This is a genomic window from Flavobacterium sp. HJSW_4, from assembly GCF_042436695.1.
GTDB lineage: Bacteria > Bacteroidota > Bacteroidia > Flavobacteriales > Flavobacteriaceae > Flavobacterium.
The window spans coordinates 1-15,761 of record NZ_JBHNPP010000003.1; the positions used below are offsets into that span (position 1 = coordinate 1).

Consider the following 15,761-nt stretch of genomic DNA (forward strand, 5'->3'; position numbering starts at 1 on the left):
AAAGCGTCAAGCGAAGTTCCGGGAATCATCCTTGGAAATCTGGTGAGAATAAGCGGAGTGGACATGCAGCTCGAAAGCTCGTACCGCGTAACGCAGATCACGCATTTGTGCGATGACGGAGGCAGCTACGAAAACCATTTTACAGCAGTAAACTTTAACGGCTCCGTATTTTCGCCCAAAACCAATCCCGATCTGGTGCCGCGATGCAAAAGCCAGACGGCAACGGTAACCGCCAATGCGGACCCGGACGGACTAAGCGGAGTGCAGGTGCAGATGCCGTGGCAGGAAGCATCGGGACAGACGACGCCTTACATTCCGCTGGTGCAGAAATACGGAGGAAACGCGAGAGGCTCCCATATTATCCCAGAAGTGGGAGACACCGTTTTTGTGGATTTCCAAGGAGGCAACGCCGAACTGCCTATCGTTGTGGGGACTATGACGAGCAATAAAGAAAAAAGCGGTTTCAGCACGCCGAATAATGATTTGAAAGTGATGAGAACGCGAAGCGGCAACAAAGCTATTTTTAATGATGAAACAGGAGACATTACAATTGAAAGCGAGAAAGGTCAGACGCTGGCAGTGCTTTACGGCGATGGAAATATCAAAATAAAAGCTCCGAAGAATATTGAGTTGGAAGCGGGAGAGGATGTTCTTATCACAGCAGGTAAAAATGTGAAAATTGAAGCTAAAGAAGATATTGAAGTTGAAGCAGGAAACAATATGACACAGGAAGCGGGAAATGATATTTTTATAAATGCTGAGGGTGATATTAACGAATCTGGAGACAATAAAACCGAAAGCATAACAGAAAATTATACTAGAAGCTCAAGTGAATCTGTACAGTTTGCAGAAGAGGTGACTATCATGAGCACCAAAGAAAATATGCTGTTAGAGAGTTCTCAAAAGACAGTTGAAATTAACAGCGCTGAGAAATCTAACTTATTTTAAAATTATTGTTTATGGGAATTAACAAAACAGCGAAAAATTTAAATATAAAAATTAAGAATACTTACAGGTCTTCTTCTAAGACAATAAATGAAACCAGTGAAAAGGTGGAAATTGTTGCAACAAAAGAAAATCTTATTTTATGTTCAAGTAGAAAGATACTAATTAAGGGTAATAAATCATAGAACTATGGCAAATGTAATATTTGGAAAACCACGTTTTGAGCCTCCTAAAGAAAATGATAAAGAGGTAAACGATGTTTATATGGGCGTTTTTTTTGACGGTACCTCAAACAATAGAGAAAATATTGAAGGAAGACGAAAAGACCCGAGTCTAAAAAACTCTTATTCATCAAAAAAAGATGGTTCGAACACTAGCTACGGAAACGATAATACCAATGTAGATAGATTGGAAAAAGCTTATTTGAAAGATGATAAATTACATAATTATTCTGTTTATGTTGAAGGAATTGGCACTAAAAATCCAGACAAAAAAAAGGATGGAACACTCGATTATTATGGAGATTTTACACGCGGACAAGGATATGGTAAAGGGGAAACGGGACTTTTCGAAAAAGTGGAAAAAGGATGTTTCGATGTTGTTGCAAAATTACAAGATAAAGAAGAATTGGGCATTAGTACATTATATCTGGACGTTTTTGGTTTTAGCCGTGGAGCAGCAGCAGCCCGAATTTTTGTAAACGAGTTGTACAAAAAGAAAGCTATTGGAGACAATAACAGCTATAATTTAGGATACTTAGGAAAAGCTTTCGAGAAATTAAGCTATGATGAAAAACCCCATCGCATAAAAATTCGTTTTTTTGGTATTTTCGATACAGTTTCCTCTTATGGTAGCAATGTTTTTGATGATGTTGAAAAGGACAAAGTGCCGCTTAAAATCCCTAATGTGGGCTTTACAGTGCATTTGACCGCTGAGGATGAGTTTCGTGAAAATTTTCCATTGACCACTATTGCCAGTGCAGGAGCCAACAGCATAGAATTGACATTGCCTGGCTGCCATTCAGACATTGGCGGAGGATATAAAAGCGGACCAGAGACAGTAAGTCTTACAGAAACAGCCTCTAAAATTGCTGAGGAAAAAAAATATGCACTTGAACAGGGCTGGTTTTTCCCGCATGAACTAAAAGAATTACCGAGTATTTCACCATATTATTTAGAGGGGAATAGAAAATATGTCAGTAACAGTTACACTTTTGTAATTCTTCATTTAATGGCAGAATTTGGAAACCGAAAATATAAGATTTCATGGAGAGAAAAATTATTAAATAAAGATTATAAAATACCTGAAAAATTAAATGACATAAAAAAGCGGATTGATGAATATGCCTTTGAGAGAAAGCCAAAACTTCAGTACTATACGAAAAGTGAAATTGAAGCAAAAAGAAAAAAAATATGGAAGAATAATCAAGAAATTGATGCTTTCAATATATTGGTAGCTGAACACTATATGCTTGTTGACTTGCGAAATAAATACTTGCATTGCTCAGCCAATATGGACGGCGTAGGTATGGAACCACAAATGGACAATCAAAGCAATATTATCAGAAAACGAAAAACAATATCGGGCTAAGTATGAATAATAGATATTTTAAATTATTAACACTAACAATGCTATTAAATATAACATTGATTTCATGTCAAAACAGTATGAAAGAAAAAAAATACAATTGGACGGCAGCTGTCTGCACACCAAAAAACTACCCTGCCGAAATATTTTCGGGACATTTGTTATTGAGTGAAAAAACTAATAGCAGTTATGTTTATATGCCATTTGATGATATTATAAACAGTTACCATCTTGGAGCTAATGACGGTTCTTCTTCTGGCAGAGCGGAAGGAATACCGCCTAAAATGCTGGATATTACATGGATGTCTTATACCGAGAATAAAAGCTACTCAGGCATTTTTAAACTTGATTCAGATAAAATAGAATCTTTAATGATCAATGGTTGTGATAGACCTCGCTGGAATAAAGCAACAAAAAAGATGGAGATTTTTAACAATAAACGTTTTGTTGTTAACGCTGGATTATTTCCGGGAGGAATGATAGTGTTGTATGTATTTAGCCAGTCTAACATGACAATCGTTGGACGTTATCAGGCACAGGAAGATGATAATGTTAATTGGGAAATGGCTCATCCATCAATGAAAAGCAAAGCAGGCATTAAAGATTATGTTGATTATATGAATGAAGATCTTCCACAAGAAACATTAGACCAGATTAAAAACGGTACAATACCATTCGGGTACTGGGATACCCTTTTTAGAGAATACAACTTAACCCCCAAGTTCAAGACAGATTACAAGGTAGAAAGTATCAAAATAAATTACATTAACGGCGAGTTTGAATCCATTTTTTTGAGTATGAATGGCAATGTGATTCCAATAAAAAAACGAGCTGTACCAAGAAAAATAAACATTGTTTGGCATGATGTAAATGATAGACGAATGGAAAGCGATGTGTTTTTTGATGAAAAAAAATCGAAAGCCATTTTTGAGAAATTTAAAATAGGAGAAGCTATCACTTTTGTAATTGAGATTGACAGAAATACTAAACCAAGAGAAACAAAAGGGATATCTATAAAATTAAAAACAGCATCTGACGAAGTTGATATGAAAGAAGCAATTGTTACGCAGGAATCGTTTACGAAATCTAAGCCTTATTAACAGAAACATTAAAAAGAGCAATCTTTGTTGTTATTCCAAAAAAAATCTGGCCCAAATTTATATCAAATAGACCCGATTGTATAACACTGCGCTTAATAGCTGAAATACTTTTGTACCTGTATTTAAACATAAAAACAGAGTATAAAAATGAGCAAGTTATTTATTGCAGGAGAAGTTTTCCATGGTGCGGGAAGTCTTGAGGAATTAAAAAATATTAAAGGAACTAAAGCCGTAATCGTTACAGGTGGAAGTTCTATGAAAAATAGCGGTTCTTTGGATAAAGCGGCGGCTTATTTGAAAGAAGCAGGAATAGAAACTAAAATTTTTGAAGGTGTAGAAGAAGATCCGTCATCTGCGACTTGTTTCAAAGGAGCAGAATTAATGAAAAGCTTCGAACCAGATTGGATTATTGGTTTAGGGGGATGTTCTGCAATTGATGCTGCAAAAATGATGTGGGTTTTCTACGAATATCCAGATGCAGATTTCGAAGCGATGATCAAACCTTTTAACGTTCCAGTTTTACGTCAAAAAGCGAAGTTTATTGCGATTCCATCTACTAGCGGAACAGGTACAGAAACTACAGGTTTAGCTGTTATTACAGATCGTGACAAAGGAGTTAAATATCCAATCGTTTCATACGAACTTACTCCGGATATTGCTATTGTTGATGGTGAAATTTGTGCTTCTATGCCAGCGCACGTAACTTCAAATACAGGTTTAGATGCTTTAACGCATTGTGTTGAGGCTTATGTATCTAATATCGAAAATAATTATGCAGATGTGCTTTCTAAAGGAGGTTTAGAAATTGTTTTTGATAACTTAAAAGAAGCAGTTCAAAATCCGTCAAATATTCAGGCGCGTCAGAATATGCATGATGCATCTTTCATGGCTGGATTGGCTTTCAATAATGCATGGTTAGGAATTGTTCACTCATTGTCTCACCAAGTAGGAGCGTTATACGGAATTCCTCATGGAGCATCAAACGCGATCTTTTTACCAAACGTTATTCGTTACAATTCAAAAGAAAGTAACCGTTTCCCTGATTTAGCAAAAGTAATCGGAAAAGAAACCGCAGAAGATTTAGCACAAGCAATTGAAACTTTAAGAGCCGATGTAAACAATCAAGCTGCAATTAAAGAATTCGGAATCTCTAGAGAAGACTGGGATAAAAACCTTGATTTTATTGCTAACAACGCATTTTTAGATCCTTGTACAGGTTTCAATCCAAGAAAACCTACTGTTGAGGAATTAAAAGAAATCTACAATGCTTGTTACGAAGGTGTTGTTTATAGTGAAAAATAACAAATTTCTTTTATAGAATCTAATTTGTAAATAATGAAGCTGTCAATATTTTTGGCAGCTTTATTGTTTTTTAGCTTAAAGAATAATATTTAGATATTTCCTTTTCTAAATGCAGAAGCTGTCATGCCTAAACGCAGTTTTAAAAATTTGTTCAGATGATTTTCATCTGTAAATCCTAAGGTATAAGCTATTTCACCAATCGAATGATTAGTATAGGAAAGTTTGTTTTTAATTAAATTGAATTTATAATTCAAAATATATTCTTTTGTACTGTATCCGGTATTTTGTTTGAAATAATTACCAAAATGATTTCTCGATTTATTGAATTTTAAAGCTAAATTCGATACTTTAATTTTCTCATTATCATATATATTGTCTTGAATGTAAAATAAGATTTCATTGATCTTAGCATTTGCTCCATTGGCCAATAAAGCACTGGCAGCTTCTGTCCTTATCTTTCGAGCGATTAAACATAAGATTTGTATGATGCTGTTTTGAATTATAGTTTCAAAAAATAGATTCCTATTTTTAAATTCATTTATAATGTTTGTTATCAACAATTCTATATGTGTTCTTTCTAATGAATCAGTAAAAATGGGTTGTTTGATATATTTTGAGTTTAGAATAAATAATTCTAAATGTTTGAAAATCATTGATGAATTTGTTATTTTCTCTTGATTCAAATTTTCTTTGTTGAAGTAAGTTTTATTAAAGATTAATGCAAAAAAATCTGTTTGTTCTTTTACAGAAATGGCGTGTTCGTCTCCAGGAATTAGAAGAAAAAAATCTCCCTTTTTAAATTGATATTTTTTATTGTTTATTTCATGAATTCCTTGACCTTTAGTGATATATATGATTTCAAAAAAAGTATGTTTATGCATTTCATTCGTGCCTTTTTTCCACTGATGAAAAGTTAAGTCTAGGTCCTGAAATAGAGAGAAAATTTCCATAGTGCAAAATTACTGTTTCTTCGTGTGTTTTTACAGAAAAAAACAATAGATGTTGAATAATTTTGTAATCAGCTTTTAGAGGTTAGCGTGTCTATATGATTTATAATGAGACATTCTTTTCCTAATTATTAAAAAAATATTACAAGCTTTTTACTATGAAAACGACTGTTTTAAGCATACTATTTCTATTATTTTTTTCGACATTAACTGTAGGACAGGAAATTAAACTTTCTAAAGAAAAATTAATTAAAGCCTTGGTAAGTTTTGAAGATCAAAACAGTAACGAGCAAAATGTAATTAAAGTTATAATGAATCCCGATGTTAAGGTTTTTGACGAACCTACTTTTGTAAAACTAAAGGATTTCAATTTTAAAAATGGGACAATTGAAGTAGAGGTATTAAGTAAGTTTTTGCCTGACGCGCCAGATTGGGCAAGAGGATTTATTGGAGTTGCTTTTAGAATAAACGAACAAAATTCAAAATTTGAAAGCATTTATGTTCGTCCTGATAATGGTCGAAGCGATGATCAGATTAGAAGAAATCATTCGGTGCAATATTATGGTTATCCAGATTTTAAATTCGACAGACTTAGAAAAGAAAGTCCTGAAAAATATGAATCTTATGCAGATATGGAGATGAATTCATGGATTAAAATGAGGATTGTTGTCAAAGGAGCGCAGGCAAAATTATATCTTAATCACAATGATCAGCCTTCGATTGTGGTATTAGATATGAAACACGGCTCAGAAGAAAGTGGATCAATTGGTTTTTGGGTTGGTCCTGGTACTGAAGGCTATTTTAAAAATCTTAAAGTAATGAAAGAATAAAGAATAGATTTGTATCACAAATTATAAAAGCCAGAAAAAATGATTTCTGGCTTTTGCTTTTATAGTTGAATTAAAAATTAATTATTTCGAATCTTTTCCCGAAATTCCAAAGGAGCCATTTGTGTTCGTTTCTTAAAAAGTGTACTAAACGACTGCGGATGTTCGAAACCAAGATGATAAGCAATTTCACTGACAGATAATTCGCTGGTAGAAAGTTGCTCTTTGGCCTTATTAATTAGTCTTTCATAAATATGCTCTTTTGTATTTCTTCCGGTATGAATTTTCAAGAAATCACTGAGATAGTTTGGAGAAAGATTTAGCGCTTCCGCAATTAAACTAACGCTCAAAAGACCTTTTTCTGTCGAGTCATCATTGTAATAATCATTTATAAATCTTTCGAATTTTGTAAGCAGCGCATGACTGCTGTTTTTTCGGGTTATAAACTGTCTTTCATAAAAACGGCTTGAATAGTTTAAAAGCAAGTCAATTTGCGATAGAATAATATCCTGTGTATGATGATCGATATGTTGGCATTCTTTATCAATTCGGTCCAGAATTTCAATCAAATAATTTTCTTCTTGTTCAGATAAATGCAATGCTTCATTAACAGCATAAGAGAAAAATCCAAAATCGAATATTCTTTGCGCTAATGGATGTTTTAAAAGAAAATCTTCATGAAATATAAGCAGATAACCCGCTCCGCATTCTACATTGTGCAAATCTAAATACTGGACTTGATTCGGCGCAGTAAAACTTAATACACCTTTATCATAATCATAATGCCCTTGACCATATCTGATTTTTCCTTTTGCCTCTCTTTTTAAAGCAACACAATAGAATTTATTGGTAAATCCTTTCCAGACTTCATCATCAAGAAAAACACTTTCAGCTAAATTGATAACACTAACCATTGGATGTTTAGGCTCAGGCAGAGAAAGCAAACGGTGAAAAGCAGATACACATGCAATAGTATTCATAACAGCGTCTTTTTAAGTTTAGTCAAGAAGTCCCATACTGAACTCATCGTATGGAGCTCCAGTATCTGTTCCCAAAGGTACGATACTTTCTAATTTTTGAAGATCGTTCTCACTCAATTCTATATTCGCAGAAGCGATATTTTGTTCCAAATACTTTCTGCGTTTAGTTCCTGGAATCGGTACAATTCCTTTACTGATAATCCATGCTAAAGCCAATTGAGAGGAATTGACATTTTTCTCTTCAGCCATTTTTTCAACGGCTTTAACTAATTCAATATTTTTATGGAAATAGTTTTCTTGAAAACGCGGAATAGCTCTACGAAAATCATTTTCAGGAAGATCATCAATAGAACGAATTTGACCAGATAAAAATCCGCGGCCTAAAGGAGAATATGCCACAAAACCAATTTCAAGTTCATCTAATGTTTTTAACACGCCTCTTTCTTCTACGGTTCTTTCAAACAAAGAATATTCACTTTGAACCGCAGTGATAGGATGAATGTTATGCGCTTTTTTAATGGTTTCAGAAGATACTTCCGAAAGTCCGATGTATTTTACTTTACCCTCTTTTACAAGTTCACTCATCGCCTCAACAGTTTCTTCGATAGGCGTGTTTTTGTCCAAACGGTGCATGTAATACAAATCGATATAATCTGTATTTAAATTCTTAAGCGAACGTTCAACTGCTTTTTTGATGTATTTTTTGCTTCCGTTGATAGCCCAAGTTACTTTTCCGTTATCGTCTATTTCCCAACCAAATTTTGTAGCCAAAATATATTTATCGCGATCATTTCCCATGGCTTTAGCAATAAGCTGTTCGTTTTTTAAAGGGCCGTACAAATCTGCCGTATCTAAAAAATTACCACCCAATTCAAACGAACGATGAATAGTCTGAATCGCTTCTTTTTCATCTGCAAGACCATACATATTTCCTTCTTCAAAACCTGTCATTCCCATACAGCCCAAGCCAATTTGCGGAATGATTAATCCTTGATTTCCTAATTTAATCTGTTTCATCTTTTTATCATTTTTTGTTGATACAAATTTCGAGAGAAACAGAACAAACAAAGGTTTGCTGATTACGGAAGATTGTATTTAAATTACAGGTGGTTTATAAATTATTTAAAATATGCCATTTTGATAATCAGCTAAGAACTCAGAAGTCGTCATGCCGGTTTGTATTTTAAAAAAACGCATTAAATGACTTGGTTCTGAAAAATTGAGTTCATCCGCAATTTCCGAAACATTTTTTCCAGAATGGATAAGATCGTTTTTGATTTCAAAAAGCAATCTTTGTTTCAAAAGATGTGTTGCCGTGACATTAAACTGTTTTTTGACAGCAGAATTGATCGTAATGCGACTTATTCCTAATAAGAAAGCATAATCATCAATTCGTTTTTTGTCTTTAATGTAAAGTTCTAATAACTGTTTGTACTGATAGGCATAATTATTCTCAGGTTTATACATAGGCAGTTTATTTATTGAAGCATATTCTCTATTAAACTTTAATAAAAGATAATAAGTAAGAGAACGAACAATATGAATACTGTCGGGATACCTATTTACGAGCTCTGTTTTGATTTCAGTAAGAATATCACAAGCTTTTTCTATTTCTTGTCTGCTAATTTGAATGTTTAAAGGATGATTCAACTGATAAAAATAGAGCAGACGATACGTAAAGAGTTTATCGGAGAAAAAATCATTTAGAAAGTCTTTCTGAAAGGCTAATATGGTAAAATCAAAATTATCAGTATCCAATTCCCATTTTCTTTTTTGAAAAGGCGAAATAAATAGTACTGTATTATCTGTAATCGTTATCTTTTTTTGATTGAGTATAACTGAACCCGATGCTTTTTTGAAAAGCAGAATTTCGAAAAAATCAGTGTTGTAGGTTTCTCTATCCTGATAATTAGCAATTACATTTTCGCCTCTTAAGACATTTAGCAAAATATCAACGCCACATTCGGATTTATGAAATTTGATTGTTTTCAAAATAAACTATTTACAGATTTTTTATAAACAAGAAACACTTGCCATTTCAGGCAAGCGTACTTTTCTTGTGCTCTAAATGAAAGGGCAATAGAGCAAATTTAATGAAAATTTATAAGCGTGAATTGCTTATAATTTTAAGCTAAAAGATAGTCTTTAGTATTTACAACTGAAGCATAGAAAAAACTTAATGCAGATAAGAATGAAGTTTGTACATCAGCTGCTTTTACTGTAGTCCCGTTTATTTCTAAATCTCTCGTTGCGCATGCATCACCAATTACGGTACAATCAAATTCAAAATCTTTTGCTGCTCTCACTGTCGCGTCTATGCACATGTGTGTCATCATTCCAGTAAAGACCAATTCTGTAATGTTTTTTGATTTTAGATATTCTAAAAGTTCTGTATTTCTAAAACTATTTGGATAATGTTTTATAATTAATTTCTCCGAATCAAGAGGTTGCACATTTTCATGAATTTTTACTCCTTCTGTTTCCGGAAGAAAGAAAAACGAACCAGGCGCAACAGATAAATGTTGAACGTGAATAACAGGTAGATTTTTATCTCGGAAATCGGCTATAACTTTCTTTGCATTTTCGCTTGCTTCTAAAGAACCAGAAAGTTCCATTGCTCCATTTTCGAAATAATCGTTTTGTATGTCTATTACAATTAATGCTTTGCTCATAATTTGTTGTTTTAAAAATATAATACAAAGTTAGATTGCTTTAGAAATTAAACTTCTACCAATTCTGTTATATAAACTACCATTTTGATAAATGATTTGATAAGGATTTAGACGAAAAGAGCTGTCAAAATTGTAACAGCTCTTTTTATTTCTAGAATTTTTTAGTTGAAAGCCAACACAATATAGATCCCACGCAAACCATTAAAGCACCTTGCCAAAAAGATAAACCTAATGCGGCAGAGAGAAGAATAGAAGAAAGCATCGATGATAAAACTGGTGTGAAATAAGAAGCTCCAGCCAAAGTTGTAACGTTTCCGTACATAATTCCGATATTCCAAGCGGCGTAACCAAATCCCATGGCAGCTCCAGCGAGGATTAGATAAATGACAGATGATAGACTAAAGGATAATTCAGGCTGATCGTGTAGAAATAAACATTTAATCCATAAAATAGCTGCTACGATCATAAAAAATAAAGTGATTCCGTTTGCTCCATTAGAAAGACGAATGGTAACAATGCAATATCCTGCCCACAATAACGCGCCTAAAAATGCAAGTCCGTAGCTTAAAGGATTAGATTGAATGTGAGCGATCATTTCTGAAACATTAAAACCTTTATCTCCGCCCAAAACCCAAACTATTCCTAACATCGAAACAATAATTCCTGGAATAATGAGCCAATTTGCTTTTTTCGAAGTAAAAAGAACCGTAGCAATCATGGTAAAAGTAGGCCAAAGATAATTGACCATTCCAACCTCAATTGCTTGAACGCTGTTTTCAGAATAACCGATAGACAAGGCAAGGCACAATTCGTAAGAAACCATTAATAAAGATCCGTAAATGAGATACTTTTTTGGGAACTTGGAAAGTGGAGTCCATTTTATGCTTAAAAGTAAAAATAAAGATGCTACAGTATAAATAAATGCTGCGCCCAAAGTTGCCCCAAAAGAATGGCTAACTTCTTTGATTAATCCCACAATGGAACTCCATAATAAAATAGCACAGAATCCGATTGCGGTTGCTTTAGATTGATTCATGATTTTAGATTACAGCTTTTGTAATTCGTTTGGTACGAAAAGATTTTTTTCTTCATGTCTATTCTTTGTTAAAAAGAAGACACAAAGTTTTGGATAAAATTTATTAATTCAAATGATACAGATCACAGTATTGGCGTGATATAAATCACAACGAAGCATTAGAAATCCTGCTGAGCGTTTCTCTTGTGATTCCTAAATAAGAGGCTATAATTGATTTCGGAAGACGCTCCATAAGCATTGGATATTGCTGAACAAAGATTTCGTAATGTTCTTTGGCATCATTAGAAAGCATAGAAACCAATCGACGCTGAAAAGCAGAATATGCGCCTTCAATCTTTTTTCTAAAGAAGTAACCAATCTCTGGAAATTCTTTGCAAAGTTTTTCGCGATCCTGAAAAGAAAAAGCAAGCACTTCGCAATCTTCAAGAGCTTCTATACTTAGAGTTGCAGGATTGTTTTTGAAATAAGCGTCATAATCGCTAACCCACCAATCTTCTACAGCAAATCGGATAATCTTTTCTTTTCCGTCTTCTAAAATATAGGAAGCTTTTAAACAGCCTTTAAACACCCAATATTCATGAGAAACCAAATCGCCACTGCTAATGATAATGCTGTTCTTTCTGATTTTCTTGGGTTTAAAAAAAGAATATACATAATCAAAAGTTTCATCATTTAATGGCGATATCTTTTCGATGTGCTGTCTAAACTGCTCCTTCATTATTATTGCAAAGTTTTGGCTAAATATACTAAATAGGATGAAATATTTTCGATAAAACAGATTTGTTCTTTTTTGGATTTCTTAAAACAGAAAGTATAGTATTACTCAGTTTTGATACGTATATTTGATAGCATAAAAAATAAAGCCATTATGAAGAAAATAGGATTTTTATCATTTGGGCATTGGGCAAATCATCCGTCATATAAAACACGTACGGCAGCAGATACATTGTTGCAATCTATTGATTTAGCAGTTGCTGCTGAAGAAATAGGTGTAGATGGGGCTTACTTTCGTGTGCATCATTTTGCGCAGCAATTAGCATCTCCATTTCCGTTGCTTTCGGCAATAGGAGCGAAGACAAGCAAAATTGAGATCGGAACGGGCGTAATCGATATGCGTTATGAAAACCCATTGTACATGGTAGAAGATGCTGGATCCGCTGATTTAATATCGGAAGGTCGTTTGCAGCTAGGAATAAGTAGAGGATCACCAGAACAAGTTATTGACGGTTGGAGCTATTTTGGTTATGAACCAGAACAAGGAGAAACCGATGCCGATATGGGGCGAAAAAAAGCTTTGGAATTTTTGGATAAACTAAAAGGAGAAGGATTCGCAGAACCAAATCCGTACCCGATGTTTCCAAATCCGCCTGGATTGTTGCGTATTGAACCGCATTCTGAAGGATTAAGAGAAAGAATCTGGTGGGGAGCAGCTTCAAATGCAACAGCTATTTGGGCTGCAGAAAACGGAATGCACCTTCAGAGTTCTACGCTTAAATATGATGAAAACGGAAAACCTTTTCACGTTCAACAAGCAGAACAAATTAGATTGTATAAAGAAGCGTGGAAAAAAGCAGGACATCAGCGTGAAGCGAGAGTTTCGGTAAGCCGTTCGATTTTTGCTATAACCAATGAACAAGACCGATATTACTTTGGTTCACAAGCTAAAGGAAATGATAGTTTTGGTTATATCGAGCAAGACAAAAGAGCAATCTTTGGCAAAAGTTATGCCGCAGAACCAGATAAACTGATAGAAGAATTGGCTCAAGACGAAGCGATTCAAGAAGCAGATACTTTATTGCTAACTATTCCAAATACTATCGGTGTAGAGTATAATATTCATATTTTGTCTTCTATTTTAGAACACGTTGCGCCTGCTTTAGGTTGGCGATAAGTTTTGATAAAAGAAAAAAGAAAGCCCTCTGTTTATGGAGGGCTTTTTTTATGAGAAATCAATTTCTATTAGCATCATTTGCCTGCCTGATTGCTTTTGTATCAGTTAAGTTAAAACGATAGACAAAACTCAGACGATATCTTGCTGCGTTTGGAATGCTATTATCCTTAAAAACATAATCAGATCCAGTTGTAACGCTTTTGAACTGTCGAAGATTAAAAGCATTCGTAACATCAAAAACAATTGTCGCTTTATCTTTCAGCAGCAATTTGCTTAATCCAAAATCAATTGATTGTAAGGCTTCGTTTGTGGTTTGAGCATTTCGTTTTTCTCCACGGAAGTTATAGCGACCTTGAAAACTAAATTTAGAAGGAAGTTTAATCTGCGCGCTTAATCTTGCCGTGAAGTTCTGACTGCTGTAATCAAGATTTTCAGCCATATAATTTCCTTTTTGCTTAAAATGATAATAATTCATTTCAGCATTAACTTGAAGCCATTTTAACGGATTATATAAGGTCGATAATTCAATTCCGCTTCGTATTTCATAATCAATATTTATTGGGGTTGTAAGGAAGATATCATCTTTACGATACGTATAATCTTGAATAAAGCCTTTTTCGTATTGATAATATATTGAAGGATTCAAAGTAAATGTTTTCCAATTTTTAAGAAACGCCATTTCAAATGCATCGGTATAGGAAGGATTCAAATCTGGATTTCCAATGTATTGCGCATTCAAATCTGTAACTTCATTAAAAGGATACAAAGCATATAAGGACGGACGTCTAATGCGTTTGCTGTAATTTAATTGCAAAGCAGAAGCATCAAACTTATAGCTTAGATTTACAGTAGGAAAGAGCTTGTTGTAGTTTTTTGTATCGTTATAAGCATTTTCTACATCTTTAATAGAAATATCTGTAAGCTCCGCTCTCAATCCCAACATATAACTGAACTTATTGATTTTACTGCTAAATTGCGTATAAGCGCCAGTTATGGTTTCATCATAATTTAAATCATTATCAATATTTTGATAAACGACCCAATTATTTCCCTGTTGTTCTTCTGCTAGATAATCGCTGGAAACAGTTCGGATTTCAGTCTTTATTCCGAATTCTAAAGTCGAAAGGCTGTCAATTGGCTGTATAAAATCGGTCTTTGCAAGAAAATCTTTGCTGTTTCCTACCGAACTAGTTCTAATGCCAGGATAAACCAATTCATCTGGAAGCAAACGTTGTGTAGAAAGATCCCACTTTTTGTCGCTATTCCACCAATCATATTGAACGTCAATCGTCCATTTTTTTGTTTTTTGTTTGAATGTTCGAGTATAATTAAACTCAAGCTGACTGTAATCGCGTTTTTCCAGTGATTTTCCGTGTCTGGTCAAAAGACTATCTGGCGATGTATTTGCAAGATCACTATCGTATTGATATCGCAAATCGGTTTTATCATTATCGTGCGTAGCATTCTTTAAAAAAGCCGCTGTTATAGTCTGATGTTCATTAATAAAATAATCAGCTCCCATGTAAAGCAATTTTCCATCGTCATGACGATCTTCATTTTGCACGCGATGCATGTAATTGGGAGAAGTTGTGCTATTAGTCACTTGATCGGTGGTGTACAAACCAACATAATCGCTAGAACGAATACTGAAATTAGAAAAAATATTGATTTTGTTTGATTTGAAATTGATGCTCGGATTCAAACGGCTATCATTTGGCGAACCAGCAACCAATCGAACCTGACCGCTAAAACCGCTTTTTTTATTCTTTTTCAAAATAATATTAATAATTCCCGCAGAACCTGCCGCATCATATCTTGAAGAAGGATTGGTAATAACTTCGATTCGTTCAATTTGATCGGCTGCTATTTGATCAAGTGCATTGCTTTGGGTAAGTCCAGATTGTCTTCCGTTAATTAATACCAAAACATTGCTGTTGCCCCGCAAGCTTATTGTTCCCGTTGGATCTACTGCAACAGACGGAACGCCATTTAAAACATCATGAGCCGAACCATTCTGCGAAAGCACATCTTTACCAACTTCAAAAACCTTTTTATCTAGTTTTAAACTAACATTCGATTTCTGGCCATTAATTTCTACAGCTTTCAATTGTACAGCATCAGTAATTAAATCAATTGTTCCTAATTCAATTTTTTGTTTTCCTGAAATGATGATTGATTGTGAATGAGTTTGATAACCTGTGTAGCTAAATAAAATTGTTGTTGAACCAGTTGAAGCAGTTTCAAGACTAAACAAACCGTGATCGTCAGTTATGCCTGTAGCCATTGTTTTTGATGTGTTATCTTGTATCGAAACTGTAACATAAGGCAACGCTTCTTTTGTAGTACTGTCTTGAATTTTACCAGAAACAATAATTTGTTGTCCGATTCCGAGAAAAGGAATAAATAGAGTTAAGGTTTTGATTATTAAATGTTTCATTTTTTGATTGATTTGATTGATTTTGTTGTACAAGATT

15 protein-coding genes are annotated in these 15,761 nt (G+C 34.0%); 7 read left to right on the top strand and 8 right to left on the bottom strand.

Annotation, left to right across the window (positions count from 1 at the left end; all coding sequences use genetic code 11):
* Positions 1–195: 195 nt before the first annotated feature.
* The 5 genes from ACE01P_RS03290 (at position 196) to ACE01P_RS03310 (ending at position 4,934) form a co-directional block, all read left to right on the top strand.
* Positions 196–948 carry a phage baseplate assembly protein V gene (locus ACE01P_RS03290; protein ID WP_379694119.1) on the top strand — a complete coding sequence of 251 codons (753 nt, stop codon included), beginning with the start codon at positions 196–198 and terminating at the stop codon, positions 946–948.
* Positions 949–959: 11 nt separating this feature from the next.
* On the top strand, positions 960–1,130 hold the full coding sequence (locus tag ACE01P_RS03295; protein WP_379694122.1) for a hypothetical protein: 171 nt from the start codon (positions 960–962) through the stop codon (positions 1,128–1,130).
* A gap of 4 nt (positions 1,131–1,134) precedes the next feature.
* Complete coding sequence (locus ACE01P_RS03300) at positions 1,135–2,535, top strand: T6SS phospholipase effector Tle1-like catalytic domain-containing protein (RefSeq protein ID WP_379694125.1); 1,401 nt, start codon at positions 1,135–1,137, stop codon at positions 2,533–2,535.
* Positions 2,536–2,573: 38 nt separating this feature from the next.
* The gene (locus tag ACE01P_RS03305; protein WP_379694127.1) at positions 2,574–3,632 is read left to right on the top strand and encodes a DUF2931 family protein; all 1,059 of its coding nucleotides are present in this window, start codon (positions 2,574–2,576) and stop codon (positions 3,630–3,632) included.
* Between the two features lie 147 nt (positions 3,633–3,779).
* On the top strand, positions 3,780–4,934 hold the full coding sequence (locus tag ACE01P_RS03310; protein ID WP_379694130.1) for an iron-containing alcohol dehydrogenase: 1,155 nt from the start codon (positions 3,780–3,782) through the stop codon (positions 4,932–4,934).
* A gap of 89 nt (positions 4,935–5,023) precedes the next feature.
* On the opposite strand, the gene ACE01P_RS03315 is transcribed toward ACE01P_RS03310, so the two are convergent.
* Positions 5,024–5,884, bottom strand: a complete 861-nt coding sequence (locus ACE01P_RS03315) for an AraC family transcriptional regulator (RefSeq protein WP_379694133.1) — start codon at positions 5,882–5,884, stop codon at positions 5,024–5,026.
* 155 nt (positions 5,885–6,039) lie between these two features.
* Between ACE01P_RS03315 and ACE01P_RS03320 the strand changes: the two genes are divergently transcribed.
* On the top strand, positions 6,040–6,711 hold the full coding sequence (locus ACE01P_RS03320; protein ID WP_379694135.1) for a family 16 glycoside hydrolase: 672 nt from the start codon (positions 6,040–6,042) through the stop codon (positions 6,709–6,711).
* 77 nt (positions 6,712–6,788) lie between these two features.
* On the opposite strand, the gene ACE01P_RS03325 is transcribed toward ACE01P_RS03320, so the two are convergent.
* From ACE01P_RS03325 to ACE01P_RS03350, 6 genes are all read right to left on the bottom strand, one after another.
* Entirely contained in the window at positions 6,789–7,688 is a 900-nt protein-coding gene (locus ACE01P_RS03325) for a helix-turn-helix domain-containing protein (protein ID WP_379694138.1), read from the bottom strand.
* A gap of 18 nt (positions 7,689–7,706) precedes the next feature.
* A complete protein-coding gene (locus ACE01P_RS03330; RefSeq protein ID WP_379694141.1) occupies positions 7,707–8,705 on the bottom strand; it encodes an aldo/keto reductase in 999 nt (332 codons plus the stop codon).
* Positions 8,706–8,810: 105 nt separating this feature from the next.
* Complete coding sequence (locus tag ACE01P_RS03335; protein ID WP_379694144.1) at positions 8,811–9,680, bottom strand: helix-turn-helix domain-containing protein; 870 nt, start codon at positions 9,678–9,680, stop codon at positions 8,811–8,813.
* A gap of 134 nt (positions 9,681–9,814) precedes the next feature.
* Positions 9,815–10,360: a cysteine hydrolase family protein gene (locus ACE01P_RS03340; RefSeq protein WP_379694147.1), complete on the bottom strand. Its 546-nt coding sequence runs from the start codon at positions 10,358–10,360 to the stop codon at positions 9,815–9,817.
* 151 nt (positions 10,361–10,511) lie between these two features.
* A complete protein-coding gene (gene yddG / locus ACE01P_RS03345; protein WP_379694150.1) occupies positions 10,512–11,396 on the bottom strand; it encodes an aromatic amino acid DMT transporter YddG in 885 nt (294 codons plus the stop codon).
* 145 nt (positions 11,397–11,541) lie between these two features.
* The gene (locus ACE01P_RS03350; RefSeq protein WP_379694153.1) at positions 11,542–12,114 is read right to left on the bottom strand and encodes a Crp/Fnr family transcriptional regulator; all 573 of its coding nucleotides are present in this window, start codon (positions 12,112–12,114) and stop codon (positions 11,542–11,544) included.
* Between the two features lie 150 nt (positions 12,115–12,264).
* Between ACE01P_RS03350 and ACE01P_RS03355 the strand changes: the two genes are divergently transcribed.
* Positions 12,265–13,287, top strand: coding sequence for an LLM class flavin-dependent oxidoreductase (locus ACE01P_RS03355; RefSeq protein WP_379694155.1), 1,023 nt, complete (start codon positions 12,265–12,267; stop codon positions 13,285–13,287).
* Positions 13,288–13,345: 58 nt separating this feature from the next.
* Here the strand turns inward: ACE01P_RS03355 and ACE01P_RS03360 are convergent, their stop codons facing one another.
* Complete coding sequence (locus ACE01P_RS03360) at positions 13,346–15,724, bottom strand: outer membrane beta-barrel protein (RefSeq protein ID WP_379694157.1); 2,379 nt, start codon at positions 15,722–15,724, stop codon at positions 13,346–13,348.
* Between the last annotated feature and the right edge of the window lie 37 nt (positions 15,725–15,761).

Bases quoted from the DNA above. Each gene is read 5' to 3' on its own strand.
- ACE01P_RS03295 (WP_379694122.1), top strand. From the start codon at position 960: ATGGGAATTAACAAAACAGCGAAAAATTTAAATATAAAAATTAAGAAT.
- ACE01P_RS03300 (WP_379694125.1), top strand. From the start codon at position 1,135: ATGGCAAATGTAATATTTGGAAAACCACGTTTTGAGCCTCCTAAAGAA.
- ACE01P_RS03305 (WP_379694127.1), top strand. From the start codon at position 2,574: ATGCTATTAAATATAACATTGATTTCATGTCAAAACAGTATGAAAGAA.
- ACE01P_RS03310 (WP_379694130.1), top strand. From the start codon at position 3,780: ATGAGCAAGTTATTTATTGCAGGAGAAGTTTTCCATGGTGCGGGAAGT.
- ACE01P_RS03315 (WP_379694133.1), bottom strand. From the start codon at position 5,884: ATGGAAATTTTCTCTCTATTTCAGGACCTAGACTTAACTTTTCATCAG.
- ACE01P_RS03320 (WP_379694135.1), top strand. From the start codon at position 6,040: ATGAAAACGACTGTTTTAAGCATACTATTTCTATTATTTTTTTCGACA.
- ACE01P_RS03325 (WP_379694138.1), bottom strand. From the start codon at position 7,688: ATGAATACTATTGCATGTGTATCTGCTTTTCACCGTTTGCTTTCTCTG.
- ACE01P_RS03330 (WP_379694141.1), bottom strand. From the start codon at position 8,705: ATGAAACAGATTAAATTAGGAAATCAAGGATTAATCATTCCGCAAATT.
- ACE01P_RS03340 (WP_379694147.1), bottom strand. From the start codon at position 10,360: ATGAGCAAAGCATTAATTGTAATAGACATACAAAACGATTATTTCGAA.
- yddG (WP_379694150.1), bottom strand. From the start codon at position 11,396: ATGAATCAATCTAAAGCAACCGCAATCGGATTCTGTGCTATTTTATTA.
- ACE01P_RS03350 (WP_379694153.1), bottom strand. From the start codon at position 12,114: ATGAAGGAGCAGTTTAGACAGCACATCGAAAAGATATCGCCATTAAAT.
- ACE01P_RS03355 (WP_379694155.1), top strand. From the start codon at position 12,265: ATGAAGAAAATAGGATTTTTATCATTTGGGCATTGGGCAAATCATCCG.
- ACE01P_RS03360 (WP_379694157.1), bottom strand. From the start codon at position 15,724: ATGAAACATTTAATAATCAAAACCTTAACTCTATTTATTCCTTTTCTC.